Origin of the sequence: Bacteroides oleiciplenus YIT 12058 (assembly GCF_000315485.1) — a bacterium.
Classification (GTDB): domain Bacteria; phylum Bacteroidota; class Bacteroidia; order Bacteroidales; family Bacteroidaceae; genus Bacteroides; species Bacteroides oleiciplenus.
Window position 1 is genome coordinate 1,252,649 of record NZ_JH992940.1, and the last position, 25,543, is coordinate 1,278,191.

Annotated in this window: 25 protein-coding genes and 1 pseudogene; 21 read left to right on the top strand and 5 right to left on the bottom strand. The window is 45.8% G+C overall.

Annotation, left to right across the window (positions count from 1 at the left end; genetic code table 11):
- Positions 1-512: 512 nt before the first annotated feature.
- From HMPREF9447_RS05415 to HMPREF9447_RS05425, 4 genes are read left to right on the top strand one after another with little or no spacing between them, the layout of a single operon-like run.
- Positions 513-1,760, top strand: a complete 1,248-nt coding sequence (locus HMPREF9447_RS05415; RefSeq protein WP_005637871.1) for a site-specific integrase — start codon at positions 513-515, stop codon at positions 1,758-1,760.
- Positions 1,761-1,764: 4 nt separating this feature from the next.
- Entirely contained in the window at positions 1,765-2,232 is a 468-nt protein-coding gene (locus tag HMPREF9447_RS28390; RefSeq protein ID WP_004295315.1) for a hypothetical protein, read from the top strand.
- 33 nt (positions 2,233-2,265) lie between these two features.
- Positions 2,266-2,433, top strand: a complete 168-nt coding sequence (locus HMPREF9447_RS28730) for a hypothetical protein (RefSeq protein ID WP_004295314.1) — start codon at positions 2,266-2,268, stop codon at positions 2,431-2,433.
- Positions 2,434-2,438: 5 nt separating this feature from the next.
- Positions 2,439-3,038, top strand: a complete 600-nt coding sequence (locus HMPREF9447_RS05425; RefSeq protein WP_004295313.1) for a GNAT family N-acetyltransferase — start codon at positions 2,439-2,441, stop codon at positions 3,036-3,038.
- A 370-nt stretch (positions 3,039-3,408) separates the two neighbouring features.
- Here HMPREF9447_RS05425 and HMPREF9447_RS28735 read toward each other — a convergent pair whose 3' ends face one another.
- Positions 3,409-3,660: a hypothetical protein gene (locus HMPREF9447_RS28735; RefSeq protein ID WP_224205373.1), complete on the bottom strand. Its 252-nt coding sequence runs from the start codon at positions 3,658-3,660 to the stop codon at positions 3,409-3,411.
- Between the two features lie 323 nt (positions 3,661-3,983).
- On the opposite strand from HMPREF9447_RS28735, the gene HMPREF9447_RS05435 reads away from it, so the two are divergent.
- From HMPREF9447_RS05435 to HMPREF9447_RS28745, 3 genes are read left to right on the top strand one after another with little or no spacing between them, the layout of a single operon-like run.
- Positions 3,984-4,544 carry an RNA polymerase sigma factor gene (locus HMPREF9447_RS05435; RefSeq protein WP_004295311.1) on the top strand — a complete coding sequence of 187 codons (561 nt, stop codon included), beginning with the start codon at positions 3,984-3,986 and terminating at the stop codon, positions 4,542-4,544.
- A gap of 31 nt (positions 4,545-4,575) precedes the next feature.
- The gene (locus tag HMPREF9447_RS28740) at positions 4,576-4,968 is read left to right on the top strand and encodes a hypothetical protein (protein WP_004295310.1); all 393 of its coding nucleotides are present in this window, start codon (positions 4,576-4,578) and stop codon (positions 4,966-4,968) included.
- A gap of 4 nt (positions 4,969-4,972) precedes the next feature.
- The gene (locus HMPREF9447_RS28745) at positions 4,973-5,152 is read left to right on the top strand and encodes a hypothetical protein (RefSeq protein WP_004295309.1); all 180 of its coding nucleotides are present in this window, start codon (positions 4,973-4,975) and stop codon (positions 5,150-5,152) included.
- A gap of 340 nt (positions 5,153-5,492) precedes the next feature.
- On the opposite strand, the gene HMPREF9447_RS05450 is transcribed toward HMPREF9447_RS28745, so the two are convergent.
- Positions 5,493-5,816: a helix-turn-helix domain-containing protein gene (locus HMPREF9447_RS05450; protein ID WP_004295308.1), complete on the bottom strand. Its 324-nt coding sequence runs from the start codon at positions 5,814-5,816 to the stop codon at positions 5,493-5,495.
- Positions 5,817-5,859: 43 nt separating this feature from the next.
- The gene (locus HMPREF9447_RS05455; protein ID WP_004295307.1) at positions 5,860-6,171 is read right to left on the bottom strand and encodes a helix-turn-helix domain-containing protein; all 312 of its coding nucleotides are present in this window, start codon (positions 6,169-6,171) and stop codon (positions 5,860-5,862) included.
- Between the two features lie 477 nt (positions 6,172-6,648).
- Between HMPREF9447_RS05455 and HMPREF9447_RS05460 the strand changes: the two genes are divergently transcribed.
- The 5 genes from HMPREF9447_RS05460 to HMPREF9447_RS05480 all read left to right on the top strand — a co-directional run bounded on the left by HMPREF9447_RS05460 (position 6,649) and on the right by HMPREF9447_RS05480 (position 10,392).
- The gene (locus tag HMPREF9447_RS05460; protein ID WP_004295306.1) at positions 6,649-7,143 is read left to right on the top strand and encodes a DUF3408 domain-containing protein; all 495 of its coding nucleotides are present in this window, start codon (positions 6,649-6,651) and stop codon (positions 7,141-7,143) included.
- A 227-nt stretch (positions 7,144-7,370) separates the two neighbouring features.
- Entirely contained in the window at positions 7,371-7,742 is a 372-nt protein-coding gene (locus HMPREF9447_RS05465) for a plasmid mobilization protein (protein ID WP_005650044.1), read from the top strand.
- Between the two features lie 4 nt (positions 7,743-7,746).
- Complete coding sequence (locus HMPREF9447_RS05470) at positions 7,747-8,667, top strand: relaxase/mobilization nuclease domain-containing protein (protein WP_004295304.1); 921 nt, start codon at positions 7,747-7,749, stop codon at positions 8,665-8,667.
- 29 nt (positions 8,668-8,696) lie between these two features.
- On the top strand, positions 8,697-9,458 hold the full coding sequence (locus tag HMPREF9447_RS05475; RefSeq protein ID WP_004295303.1) for a hypothetical protein: 762 nt from the start codon (positions 8,697-8,699) through the stop codon (positions 9,456-9,458).
- A gap of 7 nt (positions 9,459-9,465) precedes the next feature.
- The gene (locus HMPREF9447_RS05480; RefSeq protein ID WP_005641960.1) at positions 9,466-10,392 is read left to right on the top strand and encodes a site-specific integrase; all 927 of its coding nucleotides are present in this window, start codon (positions 9,466-9,468) and stop codon (positions 10,390-10,392) included.
- Positions 10,393-10,460: 68 nt separating this feature from the next.
- Here HMPREF9447_RS05480 and HMPREF9447_RS05485 read toward each other — a convergent pair whose 3' ends face one another.
- On the bottom strand, positions 10,461-11,381 hold the full coding sequence (locus tag HMPREF9447_RS05485) for a helix-turn-helix domain-containing protein (protein ID WP_004295301.1): 921 nt from the start codon (positions 11,379-11,381) through the stop codon (positions 10,461-10,463).
- A gap of 279 nt (positions 11,382-11,660) precedes the next feature.
- Here HMPREF9447_RS05485 and HMPREF9447_RS05490 point away from each other — a divergent pair, with 279 nt between their 5' ends.
- The 9 genes from HMPREF9447_RS05490 (at position 11,661) to HMPREF9447_RS05530 (ending at position 24,375) form a co-directional block, all read left to right on the top strand.
- A complete protein-coding gene (locus HMPREF9447_RS05490) occupies positions 11,661-12,815 on the top strand; it encodes a lactonase family protein (protein WP_004295300.1) in 1,155 nt (384 codons plus the stop codon).
- A 24-nt stretch (positions 12,816-12,839) separates the two neighbouring features.
- Entirely contained in the window at positions 12,840-14,399 is a 1,560-nt protein-coding gene (locus HMPREF9447_RS05495; protein ID WP_004295299.1) for a carboxymuconolactone decarboxylase family protein, read from the top strand.
- Between the two features lie 1,218 nt (positions 14,400-15,617).
- A complete protein-coding gene (locus HMPREF9447_RS05500; protein ID WP_005641956.1) occupies positions 15,618-18,314 on the top strand; it encodes a SusC/RagA family TonB-linked outer membrane protein in 2,697 nt (898 codons plus the stop codon).
- A 12-nt stretch (positions 18,315-18,326) separates the two neighbouring features.
- Complete coding sequence (locus HMPREF9447_RS05505; protein ID WP_005641955.1) at positions 18,327-19,943, top strand: RagB/SusD family nutrient uptake outer membrane protein; 1,617 nt, start codon at positions 18,327-18,329, stop codon at positions 19,941-19,943.
- A 9-nt stretch (positions 19,944-19,952) separates the two neighbouring features.
- Positions 19,953-20,555: a Crp/Fnr family transcriptional regulator gene (locus tag HMPREF9447_RS05510; protein ID WP_004295295.1), complete on the top strand. Its 603-nt coding sequence runs from the start codon at positions 19,953-19,955 to the stop codon at positions 20,553-20,555.
- A gap of 342 nt (positions 20,556-20,897) precedes the next feature.
- A complete protein-coding gene (locus HMPREF9447_RS05515) occupies positions 20,898-21,455 on the top strand; it encodes a PPC domain-containing DNA-binding protein (protein WP_005641953.1) in 558 nt (185 codons plus the stop codon).
- A gap of 126 nt (positions 21,456-21,581) precedes the next feature.
- The gene (locus tag HMPREF9447_RS05520; protein ID WP_004295292.1) at positions 21,582-22,754 is read left to right on the top strand and encodes an aldo/keto reductase; all 1,173 of its coding nucleotides are present in this window, start codon (positions 21,582-21,584) and stop codon (positions 22,752-22,754) included.
- A 7-nt stretch (positions 22,755-22,761) separates the two neighbouring features.
- Entirely contained in the window at positions 22,762-23,793 is a 1,032-nt protein-coding gene (locus tag HMPREF9447_RS05525) for an alpha/beta hydrolase (RefSeq protein WP_005641952.1), read from the top strand.
- Positions 23,794-23,835: 42 nt separating this feature from the next.
- A complete protein-coding gene (locus tag HMPREF9447_RS05530) occupies positions 23,836-24,375 on the top strand; it encodes a flavodoxin (RefSeq protein WP_004295290.1) in 540 nt (179 codons plus the stop codon).
- Between the two features lie 68 nt (positions 24,376-24,443).
- Here the strand turns inward: HMPREF9447_RS05530 and HMPREF9447_RS28750 are convergent.
- Positions 24,444-25,466: pseudogene (locus HMPREF9447_RS28750) on the bottom strand (site-specific integrase); the annotation flags it as partial.
- Between the last annotated feature and the right edge of the window lie 77 nt (positions 25,467-25,543).

A 25,543-nucleotide genomic window follows, 5' to 3' on the forward strand; every position in this document is an offset into this window, starting at 1 on the left:
ACGGACTTTGGGGATAACTCCAAATTTTCAGGCCCGAACAGGCACTTTTATAACATGGTTTAATAGACATGACAATCTTGTTAACTACCCAAGCACCTTGTGTTAAAAATTAACACAGCAAAAACTAGAATGAAACAAACTTGCGAGATTATTGGATATATGCAAAAGAACCGTTAAATTCGCAAATAGAATGATTGCACTTTTTCTCTTTTACTTTGTTTATAGCATAGGAGTATGAAGTATTAATTTAAAATAAACGCAGAAAGAAAAAGCAAGGTTGATGATAATACAGCAAAAATGCAGTCTATTAAGTGGTTAGGTGTTTAACTCATAATACTGCATAAGCTGAAAAAGGAGGTCCGATAAAAGCTGCGAAAGACTTCAGTTCCCATATCGTTACTGATATAACAGGAACAAGAAACGGCACAACAGATTCTATTTCAGTAATTTGCACAGTTTTTCATACCTGAGGACAACTCGCTTGATATTAACTTTGTAACGATCAAAAAAGTATGAAAACGAGTATGAGCAGATCGACCTTCAAAATCCTCTTCTACGTGAAGAAGGGCAGCGAGAGAGCCAACGGCTATCTCCCCCTGATGTGCCGTCTTACGGTAGACGGCGAAATCAAGCAGTTCAGCTGCAAGCTGGACGTGCCCCCGAAACTTTGGGACGTGAAAACGGCACGTGCCACGGGCAAGAGCGCCGAGGCGCAGAAAATCAATGCGGCGGTTGACCGGATACGCGTGGACGTGAACCGCCGTTACCAGGAACTGATGCAGTCCGACGGCTATGTCACCGCCGCCAGGCTGAGGGACGCCTGCCTCGGGCTGGGCGTGAAACGCGAGACGCTGCTGAAGCTCTTCGAGCAGCACAACGAGGAGTTCATCAAGAAAGTGGGACACAGCCGCGTGCAGGGAACATACAACCGCTACCGTACCATATACAGGCACCTTTGCGAGTTCGTCCCGAAAGTATACCGCCGTGACGACATCCCCCTGAAGGAACTCAACCTGACCTTCATCAACAACTTCGAGTATTTCCTGCGTACGGAGAAGAAATGCCGCACCAATACCGTATGGGGTTACATGATCGGGCTCAAGCACGTCATCTCCATCGCCCGCAACAGCGGTGCGCTTCCCTTCAACCCCTTCGCCGGGTACATCAATTCCCCCGAGAGCGTTGACCGAGGCTACCTGACGGAGTGTGAGATACAGACGTTGATGGAGACCCCGGTGAAAAGCGGGACCTGCGAACTGGTACGCGACCTCTTCATCTTCTCTGTGTTCACCGGACTGGCATACGCGGACGTGAAGGCACTGACGACCGACCGGCTCCAGACCTTCTTCGACGGCAACCTCTGGATCATCACCCGCCGTCGCAAGACAAACACCGAGTCCAACATCCGCCTGCTGGACGTGCCCAAGCGCATCATAGAGAAGTATAAGGGACTGTCCAAGGACGGTCATGTATTTCCGGTACCGAGCAACGGCAGATGCAACACCATATTGAAGGAACTTGGCAGGCAGTGCGGTTTCAAGATACGGCTGACCTATCATGTGGCCCGGCATACGAACGCCACCACCGTGCTGCTCTCGCACGGTGTACCCATCGAGACCGTAAGCCGTCTTTTGGGGCATACGGATTTGAAAACCACCCAGATATATGCCCGGATAACCAACCAGAAGATCAGCAGCGACATGGAAATCCTGTCCCATAAGCTGGAAAAGATGGAGAAGGAAATATGCGATGCCATCTGAGGAAATGGTATTTATGAAACGGATGATTTTCCCCTTCCTCATCAAAGTTCGTCCGTCCCTGCGGGACTCCGCGTTTTCCCTTCGGTTTCCGGCAGAAAATTTCCGTACGGCGAAATTTTCTGCCGGAAAAACGCTCCGAAAGCGCAGGGACGGACGTAAGAGGGATTCAGAAGGCGAAAACTGCGACCGACGTAGTGCATGTGCGACAAGGAAAAGAACTGTCCGGGAGCCCCTTTTCATGCCGTACCCCGGCATGAAACCACTTTTCTCTCCGGCTGTGGTGAAGGCTCTCCTGCTCCCTCTGCATTGCATATGCGGGTTGTTTTGCCCATATCCACGTCCGCCGGTATTGCCTGCCCTTTCCTTGAGAAAAACGGCTTACCGCAACGGGTGGCGTGACACAGACTTTTCCGGATATGGAGGAACATTCCGGAAAAAAGAGTGGAAGACGGGCTATTATTTGGCTGTATAACAACAAAGTTGTATTTTTGCAAAAAATAATATTATGGCTATAACTATCAAGAACATTCCGGTTTTGGAGGGCGTTACGGCGGAAGATTTCGTACGCAGTGCAGACAAGAACGCCGCAAAGGTAACACCCCGGTTATCAGTGGAGGCAAAGAAACGGTTGCGAAAAGTATTGGAGAAATCCCGTTCATTCCGGTTCAATTAACAGCAATGGACGGTATTTCTTTATATGATGATTGTGTCATGCTTGCCTATAACAAGGAAGTACGGAGGAATTGCCTTCCTTTCACTTGTGGCGAGAATGACCTTGATGATTTTTTTCTCAATGATGCCGATCTGTATGCGGATGAACTCCTTGGGAAAACATATTGTTGGGTGACGACTGAAATCCCGCATCGTATTGTGGCCTTGTTTACCTTGTCCAATGACAGTATCAAGACCAGATTAATATCCCCCAATGATAAAAACAGGCTGCAACGCAATATTGTAAATCCTAAACGTGGACGCAGCTATCCGGCCGTGCTGATAGGAAGACTGGGGGTCAACCTGGAATATCAGGGTACATCAAGCCACGTAGGACGGCAACTGATGGCTTTCATAAAAGACTGGTTCCGTCATGAGGACAACAAGACAGGATGCCGTTTTATCGTGGTGGATGCATACAATGAGGAAAAGATTCTCAGGTATTATGAAAGAAACGGTTTCGTTCCACTCTATAAAACAGACGTGATAGAAAAGCAATATTATGATATTCCGCAAGATGAACCTTTGAAAACCCGTTTGCTGTATTTTGATTTGAAAAAGGACTGACATAATAATATATCAGTAAAATCCTTTAGGGTGACAACGGGTTCCAAAGACAGGCTGTCGCTACGATTACCTGCCATATGGCACCGGCCGTTTTCTTGATGGCGGGCGGTGGATTTCATGGGAAGCCAATCCGGAATGACAAGTAATGCCGCACCTGTGGCATAATAGAGCATTATTTTGAAGGCGGAGACTTTGTCCGGTTCTTCTTTTTCCAAGGTTTTCCGTCGGATGTCTTCAAGTTTTCCACACTTGTTTTAGAATAGTCCGCATTATCAGCAGATTGCGAGTTTCAGTCTGCCGTTCCGATTCTCTTTATTGCATCGTAGCATGTCGTTGATATATTCCAAATACTTATCCATGAATAGGCGACTTATAATTTTGTCTCAGGCAAATATCGAGACACACTCCCGAATGAGGTCTTCCATGATTTTAAAAGACTCCGTATTTCGGAAGGAACAACGTACACATACAATTTCTCCGGAACGGCCGACTTTCCTGTCACTTCCCTGTAATCCTCCCCAAAATCAACACCGCCGTATAAACTGCATGAAAGCCCGGGCACGCTTCCTGTTTCCAATCCCATATCTGCTCCTTCCGCAACATCACGTATTGCCGTTCTCATTTCATATCCTTGAATATTTCTCCAAACATACCAAAGACAGAAAAGCTGCATGGAATCTAAATTCTCACCGGACAGACAATAGATAGAAGGAAGGAATCCATCATCCTCATTTCTTGCGGCAAAAATAGTTGTTTTTCAGGCCGGTCCCGCAAGGCGGCCCTTCGGGCTGGTTGCACGTGAAAAAATCTTCCTCACGCTTCGCGTGAGCGTATTTTTTCACGGCAAGCCTTGCCGGAGACCGCCGAAAAACAAACTGGAGGAAGCACAAGAAATAAGAATGCCTACCCGTGTAGGCCATGTATAACTCAAAAAAATATAAAGCTATGGCAGACAAGAGCGCAGAAAAGGAAAGACTGTTCAACGAGTGGTTCACTGCATCCTATGACAGGTTGAGAGGGACGTTACGCCGGTACGGAATGCTGGACGAGGACAATTTCCATGACACCTACCTTTTTGTAAGAAGGCAGGTGCTGGTTCCCGGAAAGGACATAACGGACTATGACGCGTATTTCATCGGATGCTACAAAAAGGCGGCCCTGGTAAAGATTAAAAGGGAGAATCGGTATGCACACCCTGAAGATGATTTCTTCCTCCGATGTGGCGAAGAGGCAAAATTCCTTTCCGAGGACGACCTGAACGGGTGCGAGCGGCTGGTAAGAGACATACTGCGTTTCGTAAGGCAGAAGTTCTCCTACGAGGAGTACCGGATGTTCATGCTCAGGTTCTATGAGGCGCAGTTCTCGTTCAAGGCACTGGCGGAATGCATGGGTATCTCGGCATCGGCCATATCGCAGAAAGTATGCAGGATAGTGGACGCGGTACGTACCCACAGCGGTTTCGCATGGAGAAGTCAGATGCTGGCGGTGGAAAGCTTCATGTATTGAAAAAATTGTTTAACGGAAAAGTAAGAAAGTTATGGCACTGATAGTATACAACAGGGAAAACTCCCGTCCGCAGGAAGTCACATACAAGGGAAAGCGGACCATCAACCTTGACAGCAGGGGGACCGTCTATCTGTCAAAGACGATGTCAATCGAATTGGGAATCCTCGGTGGCGGACGGGTGAACTTCGCCCACGACGACGAGACGGATGACTGGTACATCTGCCGGGCCGATGATAGCGAGGGGTTCATTGTCTGGAAGGATAAAAGATGCGCAAGGTTCTCGGCGGGGTTTATCGTGCAGAGACTCATGCGGCAGGCGAAGGTGGAGAGGAAGAGCGTGCAGTTCATGATGGCGAGGATGCCGGTAGAGATTGGCGGAGTGGCCTATTACAAGATACTGCTCTCGAATCCGATACTCAGATAGAGGCATGGGCCGGAGGAGTCCGGCTGTATATGACATGACGGAGACAGGTGCATCCGACGGGACAGGAGCCCGGAGGATGTGCCTGTTTTTATGCGCCGCCATGTTTACACACGGACATGCGGTTGTCACCGGCCGGCATAAGGTCACTCCGAAAAGACCGGGAAACGGCATTGCCGGAGGATAATGATACCAGTACGGAATGTGCCGCCATTACGGAAACGGATCGTCCCACCGGTACACGAACGGCCCGCCCCAATTTCAGAATAACATAATGACATAATAAAATAAGAGTCTTTTTTTATAATGGAATCCCCGTATCTTATTGCCATATCGGAAAAATGTTTCCATGTCCCGCCATGTTATGCCAATGTTGTCACCGGATCATAATTCATAAAGAAAAAAACACTCTGTGTATAAGTATTTTACGAGCAAATTAAAGTCGTTCATCCGGTGGAAAGAAAATGAAGGAGCGACCGGTATGACAACCGACCGCCCCTTCATTCACGATCCCGTACGGAACTTTTCTAAAGTTCCTCCGGCCTGGTTCTCGCCTCCCGGTAGCAGCCGTCAAGCAGCTTCTCGATGTCGGAAGAACGGTACAGTATCTTGCCGCCCAGCCGGGTGAAGGCAAGCAGACCGCTGTCACGGTACTGTTGCAGGCTGCGGCGGCTCACTTTCAGCTTTTCAGCCAGTTCGCGGTCCGTATAGAAGTTCTCGCCCGCCATCGCCGGTGACCTGCCGGCAAAGAGACGCTCCATGGAAACGGAGAGACGTTCGACGGTGGAGAAGAACTCTCTTATATGCTCGCTGCTCTCACGGGTGAGCAGACGGTTATCGGTATTCATCATGACTTGATCTTTTTTTTGTTCGACATTCGTTTTTCATGGCCTTTCAGATCGACCTTCCCATACTTTCAGCCCGCTTGCGGCGCTCCTCCACTATCCGGATGATACTTTCCACGTCCCCGGGCTTGTAATATGTCTTGTGGCAGATCTGTGTGTATGCCAGCGTGCCGTTGTCACGGAGGGTCTGCAGGGTTCTCGGGCTGACCTTCAGCAGCAGGCACACCTCCTGGTTGTCCAGCCATTTCTTCTCCTCCATGTCGCCGTACAGCCGGCAGAGGGTGTCCAGCCGGTCCGCAAACGTCCGGAAGGCCGAGAGCATCGCCTCGAAGGTCCTTGCCTCAATGTTCACTATTTCCATAATCACTGTAATTTCAGGTTTGACATCTGTTTCATTCTCTTTTCGGATCCGGATTCCGTTCCGCAATTTAGTGAATCCCGGCGGAACGTCCTGAATTTCAAGACAGGATGACTACCTTTGACACCATATGCGTACTTGTTTCATCTGCAAAGTAAATGATTGTTCCCGGATATGGTTCCGCCCCTTCATCAGATGTCATTATATGTCATCAGATGTCATGGAAATCGGATTTTAATATTCATTTGCTTTTAGTAAACAGACGTTCAGATCCGTTCCCGAAGAGTGGGAAATTTCCGGTGCGTATATTTGTGAAGTCATCACCGTCAGACTGATCCAACAATATGAATAACACGGCAAACCCCGCCAATCGGACCCGTCCGTTTCACAGCACTTGTTATTATCGTTTTATTTGCTTCCGACAATCGGGCAAACGGGTAGACTGTGCCCACAGTATCAACCATCTAAAATCCATGTACAATGAAAAGTGAACCGACTGAAAAAACGAAAGGGAAGAAAATGGCGGTATCCGAAACCGCAGACAGAAAGAACGGCCGTAGTCCCGGAGCCGGCCACGACGAGTGGTGGGAAAGACTCATGATGGAACCCGGTTCGGGAGAATCCGCCGGTACGGATGCGGAACCGGTGATTCCATCCGGGGCCGTTGCGGAAGAGGTGTCCGGGGAAGCGGGAAGAAAGGACACCCCGCCGGAACCGGAAGACCCCGTGAGAAGAAGGACGAGCGGCAGGCAGCGTAGGGCCTCGCTGGAGGAGTACCGAGAAACATACCTCACCGTCCCGAAGATTAGGAAGCGCAAGACGGTGTTCGTCAGTGAGGATGTGAGGGACGAACTGGACGCCATCGTCCGCAGGCTCGGTGGGCGTGGCATGAGCGTTTCCGGACTGCTGGAGAACCTTGCCAGGGAGCATCTTGCCGCCTACCGTGAGGACATCGAGCAGTGGAGAAAAATCTGACAGCCTGTTACCGGGCGTGGAGTATACCCGATGTATGCACAGTCCCCTGTGTACCCGCTTCAATGTGGAAAATGCGGGGGGATTTTTCTGTGGGGGGAGCAAGGGTATGTTTCCGGATTCCCGAAAACCCTTGCTCCCCGCGCCCGGCGGTTGCTGGGAGGGCAAATCCGCTCCCGCCGGTCGCAGATTTTGGAATGAAAGAAGTACGGACGAAAAAGAAAAAACATATGACAAACGATGTGAATGGGATGAAGAAAAAATGTGGCCGTCCGGCACTGGGCAGGACGCGTAAATTGACCAGAGGCGTGACGGTGAAGTTCTCCCCCGTCAGCTACGAGGCTCTCAGGTTCAGGGCAGGGAAGTCCGGCCGGAGTCTGGCGGTCTATATCAGGGAGGCAGCACTGGCGGCCACCGTTACGGCAAGGCATACACCGGAGGAGAACGCACTGTTGCGCAGCCTGGCGGGAATGGCTAACAACCTGAACCAGCTGACAAAGCTCTCGCACCAGACCGGCTTTTACAGGACAAGGCTGCTGATAGAGGGGCTGCTGGGAAAGCTGAAGCGGATCATGGATGATTACAGACCGAAAGGAGGATAGCCTCATGATAGGGAAGATCAGGAAAGGCCGCTCGTTCGGCGGCTGCATACGCTACGTGACGCAGAAGGACGACGCGGAAATCATCGCCTCGGAAGGCGTGCTGCTGGGAACGGCAGAAGAGATGGCGCGAAGTTTCCGGTGGCAATGCCTGCTGAATCCGGACGTGGCGAAACCGGTGGGACACATCGCGCTCAGCTTCAAGCCGGAGGACGCACCGAGGCTGACCGACGCGTTTATGGCAAGGCTGGCGGGGGAATACCTGGAACTGATGGGGATACGGAACACGCAGTTCATCGTGGTGAGGCATCACGGGACGGACAACCCGCACTGCCACATCGTCTTCAACCGGGTGGACTTCGACGGGAAGGTGATTTCCGACAGCAACGATTTCAGGCGCAACGAGAAAGTGACAAAAATGCTTAAGGACAAGTATTCGCTCACCTATTCCGAAGGCAAACAGTCCGTTAAAACGGAAAAGCTGCATGCTTCCGAAAAGGTGAAATACGAAATATACCGTGCGGTCAAGGAAGCTTTGAGGAGTGCAGATACATGGAAAGAATTTCAAAATAAGCTCTTAAAAATGGGCGTGGAAATGGAATTCAAGTACAAGGGAAACACTAATGAAGTGCAGGGCATCCGCTTTATAAAGAACGGTCTGTCATTCAAGGGAAGTGGGATTGACCGCAGTTTCAGCTGGTCAAGGCTGGATGCGGCATTGGACCATAACCATGTCACGTCCCTGGAAAATGACGTTTCCCAAAAGCAACCGTACCATGAACAAAGTCATGGTTCTGTTATTGATAACCTGGTCGAAGTCACCGGTACGGGTGGCGTGTTCATGCCGTCGGTGGCACCGACGGAGGACGAGAAAGAGGCGGAACGCCTGCGGAGAAAGAAGAAGCGCAGGAAAGGAAGGAGTTTGTGAACCATATGTATAACAAAAAACTTTGAAAGATGAAAGAGGAAAATTATCTGGAAGGCATCTACGGATGCCTTGAAAGGATCGAGAAGAAAGTGGAGACGCTGCCCGTGGAAGGCACAAGCCCCGCAGTTGGAAACCGGACCAGTTCCCCGGAAGGGATTGCGGAACTGAAAATCCGTCTGGAACGCCTGCAATCCGCGGTGGAGAAAAACGGCTTGGAAATAGCAGCGGTACGTAACCATACCGTCCGGTTGTCGGAAGGCTGGCCGTTGTCTGCCGAAACGTTTGCCGGGGAGATGGAAAAGATTAGATACTGCCTGAGTCAAGACTGCCAAGCTGTAAAGGAGACAGTGAGACGGCTGGATGAGAGAATGGTCCTGCTGAAAAAGGAACCGGAGCGCAGACTGGTGACCTACCGTCTGGAAAGCGCATCCAAGGCAGTGGTAACGACAGCTTCAGCACTGATCCTGGCACTGATCATTTCCGTCTGGACCAACTGCAACCAGTACCGCACGAACCGGCTTTTGAAAGATGCCGATTTGAAATACCGAGCCATCAGGATCTGCCTGCCGGGGGATGATCCCGACATCGCCTTCCTTGAGAAGCATTTCACCATCAAGCGGGACGAGGAAAAGATCCGGCGTGTGGAAAGGCTGGTGACCGCTTTTGAGGACTCGGTCAGGAACCGCATCCGTAACCATGAAATGGCAGCCTACAAGGACAGTCTGGCGCACCGGCTGTTCAGGGAGGCACAGGAAATCAGGAAGCAACTGGACAATCCCAATTCAAAATGACTGCACTATGGCAACAATCAGAACCAAATTCAGGTCCTCGTCCGCGGAAGGCAGGGAGGGCGCACTGTATTATCAGGTGATTCATAACCGTGTGGTCAGGCAGATCAGTACCGGATACAAACTTTTCGCTTCGGAATGGGACCAACGTTCCGAAGCGGTCATTCCCTGTCAACACCCTGCAGGGATGGAACGGGACAATTATCTTCTATCGGTAGGGGAACGGATAAGACGGGACAAAATCCGACTGGAAAAGGCTATCAGGACATTAAGCCAATCCGGTCCGTTTACAGCGGATGATATCGTCATACGTTTCCATGACAGCGGACAAGAACCTTCGTTTAACGACTATATCCGGCAACAGATAGTAAGGCTGAAACGTTTGGGAAAGATACGGACCTCTGAAACCTATACAGCCGCGCTCAAAAGTTTCAGCAGTTTTATGAAAGGTAGCGATATACTGTTTGGCGAACTTAGCTCTGACTTGCTCATGGAATACGAGGCTTATCTGAAAAACAGGGGGAACTCACCCAATACAATCTCGTTCTACATGCGCATTCTGAAAGCGGTCTACAACCGTGCGGTGGAGAACGGACTGACCGGACAGCGGAACCTGTTCAAGTCTGTTTATACAGGTGTGGAAAAGACCTTGAAACGGGCCATTCATTTAAATGATATCAGGCGTATCAAAAGACTGGACTTGTCCCTGAAACCCCACCTTGATTTCGCACGTGACATGTTCCTGTTCTGCTTTTACACACGGGGGATGTCCTTTGTGGACATGGCTTATCTGAAAAAGGGAGACATTGCGAACGGAATCCTGACTTACCGCAGGAAAAAGACCGGACAACAGCTGTTCATCCGATGGGAAAAGTGTATGCAGGAGATCATCAAACTTTTTTGTTTATCGGTTCAAGATTTCAAAGTTGTTCATTAATTGCTTTGTTGGTTATATCCAGAGTATTATTTGTAAGAGACTCTACGAATAAATGATGATAAGACCAGTTAGTTTATCGCTTGTTTTATAATTTCATTGCGATATTCGTTCGGTGTGCAACCTTCCATCTTCTTGAACCAACGTGTGAAATGTTGCGGGTATTGGAAACCCATTTCATCTGAGATTTGACTGATACTTTTTTGCGTGTTCATGATGCGCTCTTTGGCTATATCCATAATTTTTTGCTGGATATGCTTGATTGCTGACATACCGGTTTCCTTTTTTACCAGGTCACTGAAATAATTGGTGGAAAGACACAGTTGGTCAGCGCAATACTGTACCGTCGGAATACCTTTACTCGTTGGCAAGGCAGAATGATAGTAATTATTGAGCAACAATTCAAAACGCGCCAACAAATCGTTGTTGGCATTTTCCCTTGTAATGAACTGGCGGTCATAAAAGCGGATGCAGCGGTCAAGGAGAAGCTTCATGGTATCAATAATCAAAGAACGGCTGTGCTTGTCAATAGGATGCCTCAATTCTTCTGCTACATTGTTTATACATTCAATGACTACTTTGCGCTCCTGTTCTGACAGGTGCAGTGCTTCGTTGGCATTATATGAGAAATAAGAATACTCTTTTATTATATGTGCAAGGGAAGTACCGCGCAATAGTTCGGGATGGAACATCAGGGCCCATCCGGCCGGCTGGTGCAGACTGCCATCATCGTCAGAACCCATTACCTGCCCCGGAGCGATAAACAGCATGGAGCCTTTTTCATAGTCATAGAGGCTCCGTCCATAATTCATCGTACCGCAGTCAGTATCTTTCAGCAACACAGCATAAATGTTGTACAGTTTCTTTGAGTGTCTGATGGGCTGCACCTCGTAACAATTCACAACGCTGACCAACGGGTGCAGAGCTTCGACTTCGAAAAGGTCGCAGTACTGCTGAACTGTATCTATTCTTGTTATATCTCCCATAACCATCCTTTTGTTTTTTACAAAAATAAGTATTTATATTGACATTGCTGTCTGAGGAACAGCTGTTTCTTTTCTATCCCTTATTTATTTTATTCCATGACGACAAAGTTAGTTCATTCAATCAACGAACATATAACCCTAATCACAGACTGTCTTACCATTTTCACAGATAACATTTAACCCGGTCCAAGCCCGATGAAAGTGGTAATTTTATCAGTGATTGAGGTCTAATCTTCAGTATGTGAATGCTGTAATTTTGCAAGTGAAACCAAAAAGGTAAATAAGATGAAACCAAAAGCTTTATTTGTCATGTTAATCTTATGGCTTAGCTTCACTACGATTCAAGCGCGGTCAACCGAAGATGTCCCGGATAAGGGAACTTATGCAAAATTTCTGTTGGTAGGATGTTATATGAAGCCAGACGAAGAAGGTGTCAGAATGTACCGGTTTGACGGACAAACTGCCGATGTCGACTATCCGTGTGGGCTGAGAGGGATTTCAAATCCTGCTTTCCTTACATCTGATAGCACTGGTAATCGAATTTATGCCATAGGCGATGATGAAGGGAAAAGTTCGACTGCCAATGCTTTGCTTTTTGATAAGGAAAGTGGTCTGCTGTCTCTGCTTAACTCGCAATCTACAGACGGTGAACTTCCTATTTATATTACTCTCAGTCCAAAGGAATACTTTGTTCTGACAGCAAATTATAAGGGTGGCAGCATCACGGTATTCTCACAGGATAAGAAAGGAAAGTTGCAACGTGATACAAAAATAATTCGTTTTGCTGGAAATGGGCCGAATAAAAAAAGGCAGGAACAATCGCATCTGCATTGCGTGACCTTTACACCTGATGGCAAATTCCTTCTTGCTACCGATTTGGGAACAGATTGTATCTATCTGTTTCCGATAGGCAAACGACCGGAAGCAGGTAAGGCTCATTCTCTGTTGGATGAATCAAGAGTAGTCCGCATACAGATGGATTCCGGCTCAGGACCTCGACATATATGTTTTCACCCGAATGGCAGATTTGCTTATCTCATCAGTGAACTCTCGGGTAAAATAACTGTATTCTCCTATAATGAAGGCAAGTTGGAACGTTTACAAACAATTGTCTGCGACCCTTTCGTTGCAGAGGGAAATGCAGATATCCATGTTTCATCCGATGGCAAATTCCTCTATGCTTCCAAGCACTTGAAAGAAGATGGCATAATTGTTTATTCCATTGATTCCCAAAAAGGAACATTGGTTCAAATAGGATTTCAGCCAACAGGTCTTTATCCGCGAAGTTTTGCCATCTCTCCGGATGGTTGCTATTTGGCAGTGGTTTGCAGGGATGCCAACTGCATACAGATATTCGAAAGAAACCGAAATACGGGGTTACTGAAGAATACGGGAAAAAATATCCGACTGGAAAGACCGGCGTTTGTCAAGTTCTTATAAATTCATCACTAAACAGAAAGCAATATGAACAAGTTAATTACAACCATCGCCTGCCTGATATGCTGTATCGTTTATACGCAGGCACAAAACAAGGACAATATGTTAAGCAAGAAAGAACAAAGTATTGCCGCCATCAGTATGTATGCCGCACGTGGCAATCAGGACAGCCTCAAAGTGATCCTTGCCAGAGGACTTGACTGTGGGCTGACCGTGAGCGAAGAAAAAGAAGTACTTACCCAGCTCTATGCCTATTGCGGCTTTCCACGCAGCATGGGTGCATTGGTTACGCTGATGAATCTCACCAAAGAGCGTGCAGCACAAGGCATAAAGGATGAAGCCGGACGGGAGCCTTCTCCGGTAAAGAGTTCGGATATGTTTGTTGTCGGTGGACAAAACCAGCTGAAACTGTTCGGTCGTCCGGCACTAGGAGAAGTGCTGACATTTGCTCCGGCATTGGACCAATTTCTGAAAGCTCATCTGTTCGGTGACATATTCAGCCGTGACAATCTCGACTGGCGTACCCGTGAACTGTCTACTGTGGCTGCCTTGTCGGTGTTGGACGGCGTGAAGAATGAGTTGAATACTCACATTGCCCATGCCAAGCACAACGGCGTGACACAGGCTCAGATAGACGAAGTACTTATCATGGCGGCACGCTGTCGGAACGGAATGGTGCTTTCTGAATCCGATGAACCGGCAAAGACTTTTCAAACAGATCCGACAATTACTGTCCGTAAGGTCTTTTATAAAAACAGGTATGATATCATGCTTTGCGCCGAAATGTACCTCCCGAAGGATTTCAATGAAGCGCAACACTATGCAGCCCTCATCATCGGACACCCGTTCGGGGCTGTGAAAGAACAGTGTAGCGGACTCTATGCACAGGAAATGGCACGGCGAGGCTACGTGACTCTGGCTTTTGATGCTTCCTATCAAGGCGAAAGTGGAGGAGAACCGCGTCACACGGTATCGCCCGACGCATTGGTGGAAGACTTCAGTGCTTCTGTAGACTGGCTCGGACTACAACCGTTTATTGACCGCAACCGTATCGGTGTGATTGGCATCTGCGGAAGCGGCGGGTTCTCTGTCTGTGCGGCTTCTCTCGACCCCCGCATCAAGGCATTGGCAACCGTGAGCATGTATGATATGGGGCGTGCCACCCGTAACGGTTTGGGGGATTCGATGACGGATGAACAAAGACGCAAACTGTTGGATGAAGTTGCCGAACAACGTTGGAAGGAAGCAGAAACGGGAGAAGCACGTATCCGCTTTGGCACACCGGAGAAACTGCTGGGAAATGCCAATGCCGTGCAGAAGGAGTTTTTCGATTACTATCGCAACCCCTTGCGTGGCTATCATCCGCGCTATCAAGGTATACGCTTTACCAGTCAGGCGGCATTGATGAACTTCTATCCGTTTGCCATGATTAAAGAGATTTCACCACGCCCCGTGCTATTCATTGCAGGCGAGCATGCACATTCGCGCTATTTCAGTGAGGATGCCTATCAAGAAGCCAGCGAACCGAAAGAACTGTATATCGTTCCCGGAGCCAATCATGTAGACTTGTATGACCCGGATGGATAAGATACCGTTCGAAAAAATTTCGGAATTCTTCTGGTATGCTTTGCGGTAATTCAGATGAAAATGGTAATGCTATCCGTGATTATGATACAGCAAAGCGAATACGCAGGAGGGTAACTTTGCAACAGAAACAATTTAAAGATTATAGTATTTGCAACCAGTTATTACTCAATATTTTGTGAGTTATAAGTCAGAAATATGGGCATAACCTTTAGGGGTACATTCTAAAAGGTGAAGATTTAACCTTTTTATTATTTCTTAACACTCAAAGAGCGGTGGTAGAGGGTATTTTCCCTCTTTTCGGTACTTTATTGATGGTTCGATGTTCCCATCTTTCCACATTGCTTGGCTCGTTCGCACAAGCCACTACAAAGGTACTACAATTTCCAATAAAGGCAAGAGGACAGCAATTCAAATCTATTATTTTTGAGGGAGTGAAATCTGCCGCTTGCCAAATTTCTCTCTGTCGAAAATAATAGTCCTCTGAAAAGAATGAAAACAGCATTGATAAAATTGCCTTATTAAGGGGGGGCTATGCTGTTTTATGCTATTATTTCGTCAGTCGTTTATCTCCGTTGCCGGATGCAGTTTTCAGCCAAGCCGATGAATAAGAAAAGGTTTTGGAGCTGTTTACTCTCCAACGGAGGACGAAACTGCTCCAAATGGTTTACCGCTTGAACTTTTCGTTTTCTAAAAGAGGTTTGGCAACCTTTGCATCCGACAAAAGGAGATAAATGACCAGATATATAACAGTAGTATTACATTAAGGTAAAGAACAACCATGGTATAGTATTATTGCAATTTAACTATTTAAAGTTTGTTTATAATCAAATCATTTAAAGATTTTTGTCCTTCTATGATTTTTTGTATTTGATAAATGTCGTAATTAAATAAAAAATATCACGCATAATGACTTTTTCTTTTTTCTAAATTTCTTCAAATGACAAATTATTGTTACCTTTGTAATGTAATGTAGTTAATGGTTGCGCTTATAAAGTCCTTGGAAAGGATTTATGTATAAAAGAGGTAGATGTTTACTCTGTTCTTGCTTGGATTATCAGCATCACTGATATGAAATAACAAAAAAAAATATACAATGGCTAAGCGGACGGACAGGCAGGGAAATAGTACAGATTCCCAATCCCCCTCTTTATAATACATTGCGTATAAGATTTATTAACTGTCTGGTCTGGGGAATCTACAGAGATTTAACGAATCAAGATGGGAAGAGTCAGTCTTTGTCTTGTCATAATGTTCTTCATCTGTAGTGCTCAAAAAATTGATGCACAAGTACAGAATATCAGAGAGAAACAAGATACCATTTCGGCGACTAAATCATTAGAGCATATCAGGCCCGAGAATATCAAGAAGGGACCATTGAATAATGCTTTGGATGTATTGAGTGGTCAGTCTGCCGGTGTGAACGTCACCACTAATGGGACTGACAGGCTCGCTATGCTGAATAGTATCCGTGTGCGTGGTACCACATCCATTATGGGTGGCAATGACCCGTTAGTAATTATTGACGGAGTGACATCTGACATCGCTACGCTATCTACCATATATCCCGCAGACATCGAGAGTTTCACTATTTTGAAGAATGCTACCGAAACGGCAATGTACGGTTCCCGTGGTGCTTCAGGTGTAATTGAGATTAAGACCAAGAAAGGAACGGGGCGAGGTTTCGAAATATCATATGATGGCAACTACGGATTCGAGTCAATGTATAAACATCTGCAAATGCTCAACGGCCCGGAGTATATAGCTACAGCAGAGGCACTTGGATTAGATTACAATAATGGTGGCTACAACACCAATTTTCACGATGTAATTACTCGTACGGGCTTGATACATCAGCATCACTTGGCTTTTAGCGGTGGTTCGGAAAACTCAAACTATCGAGCATCGTTCGGTTTTATGGATCATAATACAATTGTCAAAGTTAACGATTACCGAAATTTAGTGGTAAAACTTGATGCTACACAAAAGGCTTTCGATGGTCGCTTAGTTGGCGATTTTGGTGTATATGGCTACTCTTCAAAGATACACGACATTTTCGATACACGAATGCTGTTTTACTCGACAGCTGCACAGAATCCTACATATCCAGCAGGAACTGATGTTAATGGCAACTGGGTGAAGAACTCGGCTGCATCACACATCAACCACCCCGGAGCACTCCTCTATGAGAAAAATGACTCCGAAGAACGGAATTTCAATACACATTTGGGGCTGAAATTTAATATCCTTGACAATTTGATATTGTCGGCTTTCGGCTCTTATTCATATTCATCTACGGGAAATGCTCAATTTTGTCCTACATGGGTGTGGGCGCAAGGCAATGTTTATCGTGGAGAGTTCAAGGGTGAAGACTACTTTACAAATGTGTCCCTCTCATATAACAATGCTTGGGGAGACTCACACCTTGATGCTGTTGTTGGCGCAGAATATCTTAAACAGGTAAGGACTGGTTTATGGGTGCAGGCAAAAGGAATAACAACAAATGATTTCTCCTATAATAACATCGGAGCAACATCATCGCGTCCTTTCGGTGGTACGAGCAGTAGCTATGAAGACCCGTCACTTGCTTCAATAATGGGTAGTGTCACATATAGTTACAAGGATAGATATTCTATTGCGGCAGCACTCCGTGGAGATGGCTCTTCAATGGTAAGCGATAACAATACTTTCGGATTCTTCCCATCAGTATCACTGGGTTGGGATGTAAAAAAAGAAGGCTTCCTCTCTGATACTGACTTTATAACAATGTTGAAACTAAGAACCGGATATGGTCGGTCAGGAAATCTTGGAGGTATAACATCCTATACAACACTTAATACCGTAAAGGAGAATGGTATCGTATCCATCAACGGTGCACCTACCGTAACAATGGGAAGTATACGCAACACGAATCCGGACCTTAAGTGGGAGACTCGTTCAACATTTAATATCGGTTTTGACTTAGGTATATGGGATAATCGGTTGATGCTTACCTCGGAATTATATTACTCAAAGACAACTGATATGCTCTATGAGTATGATGTTCCCGTTCCGACCTTTGCGTTCGATAAACTGATGGCAAATATCGGCTCGATGTCTAACCAGGGTGTCGAACTAGGAATCTCGGTAGTTCCCATTCAACGAAAGGATATGGAGATGAATATCAACTTCAATATGTCCTACCAGAAGAATAAGTTACTTTCGCTTAGTGGAGAGTATAATGGTATGCATATGACAGCTTCAGATATTACTCCGATTGGCTCGCTTTATGGTGCAGGTCAGAACGGTGGAGACAATAATGTAGTATATCAGATTGTAGGTCAGCCATTGGGGGTATTCTATCTACCTCACTGCAAAGGGCTTAAAGAAAATGAACTTGGTGGCTACAGTTACGATATTGAAGATTTGAATGATGATGGCGAGATTGATTTTAGCGATGGCGGAGACAGGTATATAGCAGGTCAGGCAACCCCCAAGGTAACTATTGGATCAAACATCAGTTTCCGTTACAAGTCCTTTGATATTGCCATGCAGATAAATGGTGCTTTCGGTCATAAGATATTCAATGGCACGGGCTTGGCTTATACCAATATGTCTATATTCCCTGACTACAATGTATTGAAGGGTGCTCCTGAAAAAAATATTATTGATCAGAATGTTTCAGACTATTGGTTGGAAAAAGGTGACTATGTAAATATTGAACATATTACCATAGGCTACAATATTCCAATGAAATCCAAGGCTGTGAAGTCATTGCGTCTTTCGGCAGGCATTAGCAACCTTGCAACAATCACAGGCTATAGCGGTCTTACTCCAATGATAAACAGTTATGTAGTAAGCAACACTTTGGGCATTGACGACAAACGCACCTATCCTTTATATCGTACCTATTCGTTAGGTCTTAGTATTCAATTCTAACCGCTTACAGTTATGAAAAGATATATAAACATATTGATGGTTGCTTTGGCAACGATGATGACCTCTTGTCTTACTGAAGACCCTAGAGATCAACTTTATGAAGAAGACATTTACAACAATGCCAACAACATATATATTAATGCAGTGGCTGTGCTCTACAATTACATTGGTGGCAGTGCAGACAGTGAGGGTTTACAGGGGACCTGTCGTGGGATTTATGACTATAACACACTTACTACAGACGAAGCCATGATACCTATTCGTGGTGGCGACTGGTACGATGGAGGTTTGTGGACGAATATGTATCAGCATAAGTGGAGTCCTAATGATTTACCACTCTACAATACTTGGAAATACCTCTACAAGGTTGTTGTGTTATCGAACAAATCTCTGCATATCATCGATAAGTATAGCCATAACCTATCTGAGGAGCAGAGAGTGGCCTACGAAGCTGAGGTGCGAGCTCTGAGAGCACTTTTCTACTACTACATTATGGATATGTATGGCAGAGTGCCCATCGTAACATCCTATGAACAACCGCAGGATGAAGTTGTGCAGAGCGAGCGTAGCGAGGTTTTCCGTTTTATCGTGAATGAGTTGCAGGAGGTTGCCGAGTTGTTGCCAAATGAGCGTAGTAATAAGATGGGTAACTACTATGGTCGTATAACAACACCTGTAGCTAATTTCCTTTTGGCTAAGTTGGCTCTTAATGCCGAGATATATTGTGATGATAATTGGACTGATGGCGTTCCACGGAACGGTAAAGAGATATTTTTCACCGTCGATGGTGAGAAACTCAACGCTTGGCAGACCTGTATCAAATATTGCAATAAACTTGCCGAGGTAGGTTATCGGTTGGAGGACGATTATAGCTATAATTTCTCTGTGCATAACGAGAACTCCAACGAAAACATATTCACCATTCCGTTGGATAAGAACCTCTATGCTGCGCAGTTCTGGTATCTCTTCCGATCACGACACTACAACCATGGCGGTGCGTTGGGTGGCTCATCGGAAAATGGTACCAGTGCCAATATCTCAACAGTCTTAGCCAACGGATACGGCACAGATGATGTAGATGCTCGCTTTGAAAAGAACTTCTATGCCGGCATCGTAGAGGTTGATGGAAAGCCTGTAATGATGGACAATGGACAGCAGTTGGAGTATTTCCCATTGGAGCTAAAGTTGAATCTTACGGGAAGCTCCTATGTCAAGACAGCTGGTGCTCGTATGGCAAAATATGAGGTTGATAGGACCTCACATTCCGACGGTAGACAACCGGATAACGACATCGTGCTATTCCGCTATGCCGATGCTCTCCTGATGAAGTCCGAGGCAAAGGTACGTAATGGTGAGGATGGCTCGTTGGAGTTGAACGAAGTCCGAGGTCGTGTTGGTATGCCATATCGAGAAGCTACGCTTGAGAACATATTGAAAGAGCGTTTGTTGGAGTTAGTATGGGAAGGCTGGCGACGACAAGATATGGTGCGTTTTGGAGTTTATCACAAATCATACGATCAGCGAGTCCAACTGGCTGATGAGAAAAATGGGTATACCACAGTTTTTCCTATTCCACAAAAAAGTATAGACTTGAACCCAAAATTGAAACAAAATGTTGGATATAAATAACTTTAGCCTATGAGTATTCAATTTGACATTGCAAAACAGATTATAGCTGAAACATGCCCTAATCGCAAACTTAAGTTGGAGAATATTCGCCTTTTTGCAGATATTATTCAGCCTAAGAAATATCAAAAAGGTGATATAATTCTAAATGAAGGTGATATCTGTAATTGCCTATTTTATATAGAAAAGGGATTTATTAGACAGCACTACCTAAAGCATGATAAGGATGTGATAGAACATTTAGCATGTGAAAAAGATGTTGTCTGGTGTATTGACAGCTATTTTAACCGAGAGCCAACACATCTTATGATGGATGCTGTAGAAAACAGTGTTTTATGGGAAATTCCGCGTGATATAATGGAAGAACTTTCTGATGCTAATGGTGATATAGCTTATCTATATCGGAGTTTTTTTGAAAATTCCTTAATGTTATCACAATTAAAGGCTGACATTTTACGTTTCGAATCAGCAAATGACAGATACGCTAGATTACAGCAACATTTTCCTGAAATAACTAGAAGAGCACCTTTGACAATGATTGCTTCATATCTTCAGATGACATTGGAAACATTAAGCAGAGTACGTGTATCAATAGCTAATGCTGAGAGCAAATAAAGCAAACTAACTATTAGGACTTAACTAACATCAAAAACAGGTCAGGATATAGCGTCCTGACCTGTTTCTTTAATAAACTTAAAAGCTATGGATTAATGAGATGTTAGTCATCGTCATCATCATCGAATTCATCCTCATCGTCGTCATCATCATATTCTATTGCTTCACTTTCTTCAATAATGTTACTAAAAGCTCCTGTTAAATCAAAATGATAGTTCTTTTTATTGTTAGAATATGGAAAATAAGAAGGAAGAGCCAACTTTGAACAAGGTAACGTTCGTAAACGGTGTGCAGATTAAAAACAAAAGTGGAAAGCACTGATGTGGGATAATTTTATCTATTATGGTAAGATTAATCAAAACAGAGACAGTCATAAGTGTACTGATGGGGCATTTTATAAAGAAATTATTGTTTATCTTGCTGTTTGTCGGGGTACTGATTGCTCCGGCAAACGCACAAAACGAAAAGAATATGTATTCGTACAAGAAAATTGGCAACAAGTATATTGTCAGCATTAACAATCATACTGAAATTGTGAAAGCCCTGAATGCTTTCTGCAAGGAGAAAGGAATTCTGTCGGGTTCTATCAACGGGATTGGTGCTATCGGAGAGCTGACCCTCCGTTTCTTCAATCCCAAGACAAAAGCATATGATGATAAGACATTCCGGGAGCAAATGGAAATATCCAACCTTACAGGGAATATATCATCTATGAATGAGCAGGTATATCTTCATTTGCATATAACCGTCGGCAGGAGCGACTATTCCGCTTTAGCCGGACATCTACTTTCCGCAATACAGAATGGTGCAGGGGAGTTCGTGGTGGAAGATTATAGCGAGCGGATAAGTCGCACATATAATCCGGATTTAGGACTGAATATATACGATTTTGAAAGATAGTTGCCTATAAATATCGCTTGGAATACAGGATAATACATCATTCAGCTTAGATGATATATATCAAAAAAAGTTTATCAATTCTGTCACGTTAACTTTGCAACAGAAATAATTTAAAGACTATCAAATATGGATAAAGACAAGGATATGAGCCGCCGGAGATTCCTTAAAATGGCGGCATTGACAGGAGCTGCCATGTGTGTCGGGCCTACCTTGAACAAGGTAACGGCAGCAGAACGGGTATGGATGGGGAAACAACAAGTTGCAAACAACATCCCTGCAGGCATGGCGGCGGTGCGCACTCGGCGAACATTGGGACACGGAAATACGGCATTCACTGTTTCTGCAATGGGATATGGCTGTATGGGCTTGAACCATAACCGCAGCCAGTACCCGAGCAGGGAAAAAGAAATCGCCCTGGTGCATGAAGCTGTTGAACGTGGGGTGACCCTTTTCGATACAGCCGAAAGCTACGGCTACCACATCAATGAAAAATTGGTCGGCGAAGCCTTGAAAGGATATACCGACCGGGTATTTGTGTCATCGAAGTTCGGACATAAGTTTGTAAACGGTGTGCAGATTAAAACCGAAGAGGACAGCACTCCGGCCAACATCCGCCGGGTTTGTGAAAACTCGTTGCGCAATCTCGGAGTTGAAACATTGGGCATGTTCTACCAGCACCGCATAGACCCGAACACACCGATTGAAGCGGTGGCTGAAACATGCAGCAAACTCATCAAGGAAGGTAAAATCCTGCATTGGGGCATGTGTGAAGTAAACGTTGATACCATCCGCCGTGCGCACAAGATATGTCCGGTTACGGCAATCCAAAGCGAATATCACTTGATGCACCGCATGGTAGAGACGAACGGAGTGTTGGAGCTGTGCGAGGATTTGGGCATCGGTTTCGTTCCATACAGTCCGCTGAACCGTGGTTTTTTGGGCGGTATGATCAATGAATATACCAAGTTTGATGTTACCAACGACAACCGGCAGACCTTGCCACGCTTCCAGCCCGAAGCCATACGCGCCAACTATCGTATTGTGGAAGTTCTTAACGCTTTCGGCCGTACAAGAGGCATTACCCCGGCACAGATAGCTTTGGCCTGGCTGATGAACAAGAAGCCTTTTATCGTGCCTATTCCGGGCACCACCAAACTCTCTCATCTGGAAGAGAACCTTCGTGCCTGCGACATCCGTTTCACGGCAGAAGAGATAGAAGAACTGGAAACAGCCGTAGCTGCCATTCCTGTGGTGGGTAGCCGCTACGATGCCTTGCAGGAGTCTAAAATCCCAAAATAATCCGTGTATGAAGAAACAGATATTTTACATGACGTTCATCGCTTTACTGTCGGGCTGTAATTGTTACAAAGGGAATATTCTGCAAATAGAGGAACAAGGCAGTTTTGCCGTAGGTGGCACCGTACTGACCGATTCATTGGGACACAAATACCACGGCGACCATGCTTATGTATTTTATCAGAAACCGGTTGATGCACGGAAATATCCGCTTGTTTTTGCACATGGTGTCGGCCAGTTTTCCAAAACATGGGAGACCACTCCTGACGGACGCGAAGGGTTTCAGAATATATTTCTTCGCAAAGGTTTCTCCACCTATCTTGTCGACCAGCCTCGCCGGGGAAATGCCGGACGGAGTACGGAAGCTGTCACACTGGAACCGGTATTCGATGAAGAAGAATGGTTCAACCGTTTCCGTGTGGGAATCTATCCTGATTATTTCGAGGGTGTACAGTTCAGTCGCGACCGGGAAGCCTTAAACCAGTACTTCCGGCAGATGACGCCGACCATCGGACCTTTGGACTTCGATGTCTATTCCGATGCCTATGCTGCTCTTTTTGACAAAATCGGTCCGGCCATATTTGTCACTCATTCACAAGGCGGTCCGGTGGGTTGGTTTACTTTGCTCAAAACGAAGAACATCAAAGCCATTGTAGCATACGAACCCGGTGGAAGTGTACCCTTCCCAACCGGTCAAGTTCCCGAAGAAGGCAAAGTCTTGACACGGTCTAAAAAAACAGAAGGAATAGAAGTCCCTATGGCAGTTTTCAAGAGATACATGGAAATTCCCATCATCATTTACTATGGGGATAACCTGCCCGAAACAGACGAACATCCGGAACTTTACGAATGGACACGCCGTCTGCATCTCATGCGCAAGTGGGCCGAAATGCTCAATAAGCTGGGCGGTGACGTGACGGTCATTCATCTGCCCGATGTCGGTCTGCATGGGAATACGCACTTCCCGATGTCGGATTTGAACAATGTGGAAGTAGCTGACCTGCTGTCGAAGTGGCTGTATGAGAAACAGCTGGACAGATAGAAATTAACAGAGGATAACCCCAAAACCTAAATAAAAATAGTTATGAAACTGAAGTGCTTATTGGCAATGCTGCTCTTAACCTTCCTTTCGTGCAGCAACACTCCGGCTGTTGAAGATAAGATAGATTCGTTGCCTCACTCAGAGCCGGGGAAAACATTGATAGTCTATTTCTCATGGAGCGGACATACGCAAACTGTAGCCAACATTATCCATGAACTTATTGGATGCGACATGGTGGAGATTGAACCGGAAGAACCCTATTCTGATGAATATAATGAAGTGGTTGACCGTTTCAAAAATGAAAGAGACAATCATATTCTTCCAGCTCTGCGTACAAAAGTAGAGAATATGGATGATTATGATACATTGATTATCGGTAGTCCTATTTGGGGTGGTCTTCTGTCTTCTCCTGTAAAAAGTTTCCTGTCCGGTTATGATTTGTCCGGGAAAAAGATACTCCCATTCTGTACACATGGAGGAAGCGGAACAGCACAAAGTGTGGATAATATCCGCAAACTATGTCCCCATGCTGAAATATTGCTGTTTATGGCAGTCAAACTGCAAACTCTCGGAATGAAGTGAAAAAATGGCTGTCAGAAGCCGGATTTTCTGTCGAATTAAATTACGCCCGTTCAATAGTTTTAATACTGAAATGAAATATCCTTTGTTATCCGCACTCTTTCATCCCCTTTTTCAGAGATTTGCAGATAGACCAGTAGTTGAGATTAGGGAATATGAGATTGTCTTCCTGACAGGGTCGGTAACGCTCGATAATCTGCAAAGGAGTATCCAACAGTTTCACTTGGAACGGCACTTTTGTCTTGTACCGTTTGGACAATATCCACTTCTCACCATTCACTTCTACGATGTTGCTATTGGTTAGTTCCTTGATGTCCACGAAAGAGAGGGCAGTGAAGCTGGCGAAAACAAAAATGTCACGAATATAGAACAGTTGGACATCCCCAACTCGTGCGTCATCAACGTTTTCAGTTCATCTTCCGTCAGGAACTCACGTTCCGTCACATTAGGGCTGATGTGGAATTGGGCAAACGTTTTTTTCGGTATTAGTCCGTTAAAGTGCACACACATGACAACGCCTTTCAGCCACATGCATTTTTCCCATATCGTCCCGTTGTGAAGTCCCGCTTTCGTTGATAGGTAGGCTGCAAACCCCTTGATGAAGTCGGGCTTAATCTCCAGCATGAACATATCCGTCCGTCTGTAAAAAGACTTGATGAACGCTGCCACATGGTTTCTTGCCACCACCCGTGAACGGTGGTTGCCATTACCCTGTCTTTTCCGACACGCTTCTTGAATACTTCGTTCTCACGTCCGGACGCTTTGAGCAGTGTCTCATACTCACTGCCGATACCCTGATAAGCATTGCTCACCATTTCAGCCGTCACGAACGCTTCACGGTCGAATATACGCAGGTAGTGCTTGATGATTTGAGCCTTGATGTTGTCAAGGGCAAGGTTGATATCACGTACTTCCGCACTCTTGCCTTTCGCCCTGTTCCCTTTCACGTCCCAAAGCGTTTTCGGGATACTCTACTTATAGCTGAACTGCGTCACAATCCCGTTAATCGTTACCCGTCCTATGATGCGGACAATATCGTTTTTCTCCTTGTTGCCGTTCACGTAGAACAGCACTTTGAATGTACTTCTTGCCATACTCGTTTTTTAAGTTTAAAATTAAGTATCAATGAGTTATGCCTTGTAAACCAACCGAAGCCATACGGAGAAAAATT